The sequence below is a fragment of the Lamprobacter sp. genome, assembly GCF_034860625.1.
In the GTDB taxonomy this organism is placed as follows: domain Bacteria; phylum Pseudomonadota; class Gammaproteobacteria; order Chromatiales; family Chromatiaceae; genus Lamprobacter.
The window spans coordinates 1-937 of record NZ_JAYESN010000625.1; the positions used below are offsets into that span (position 1 = coordinate 1).

Sequence of the window (937 nt, forward strand, 5' to 3'; positions counted from 1 at the left end):
TGGAGTCGTGAGCCGCAGCACCGACAATCTACCGGCCGATGTCTTCATCCAGGACTATGCCCGTCTGCTCGAGCCGACGCTGGTCGAGGCCGGCGGTCAGCGCTTCCGCGCCAAGGCCGTAGTCATCGCGACTGGCTCGACGCCGATCCTGCCGGCACCCTGGCGTCAGTTCGGCGACCGTGTGATCACCACCGATGAGGTGTTCGAGCTCGAGGATCTGCCGGCAAGCATGGCGATCATCGGCATGGGCACCATCGGCCTGGAGCTGGGCCAGAGCTTGGCGCGCATGGGCGTGACCATCACCGGCTTCGATCAGGTCGAGCGCGTGGCCGGTATCGCTGATCCCGAGGTCAATCGCGCCGCCATTGAGCTGATGCGCAACGACTTCGCGATCCATCTCGGGGCGACGGCGACGCTGGAGTCGGTGGGCGAGCAGATCCAAGTGACGGCCGGCGAGCAGAGGGTGGTGGTCGACAAGGTGCTGGCCAGCATCGGTCGGGTGCCAGCGGTCGCGGGGCTGGGGCTGGAGGTGCTCGGGCTGCCATTGGATGCCCGTGGCGTACCGCCGTTCGATGATCAGACCATGCAGGTCGGCGATCTGCCGGTCTTTCTGGCTGGCGATGTGACCGGTGAGCGTCAGGTGCTGCATGAGTCGACCGACGAGGGCAAGATCGCCGGCTACAACGCCGCTCATGTCGAGCAGTCGCCCGAGCGCTTCCAGCGTAAGACGCCGTTCTACGTCAACTTCTGTGACCCGAACATCATCGCGGTTGGTGCGCGCTTTGATCAGATCGATCCTGACCGCAGCGCCGTTGCCGAGGTCAGCTTCTCGACCGTTGGCCGCGCGCGGGCGATGGGCGCGGCGCGTGGTGTGCTGCGCGTCTACGCCGACAAGGCCAGTGGGCGGCTGCTCGGCAGTGAGATGATCGCCCCGCGC

General features: G+C 66.5%; 1 protein-coding gene. It reads left to right on the top strand.

Annotated elements, in window-relative coordinates:
• Positions 1-7: 7 nt before the first annotated feature.
• Positions 8-937 (top strand): FAD-dependent oxidoreductase (locus VBE63_RS30320; RefSeq protein WP_323686676.1); only part of this gene is annotated, 930 nt, incomplete at its 3' end.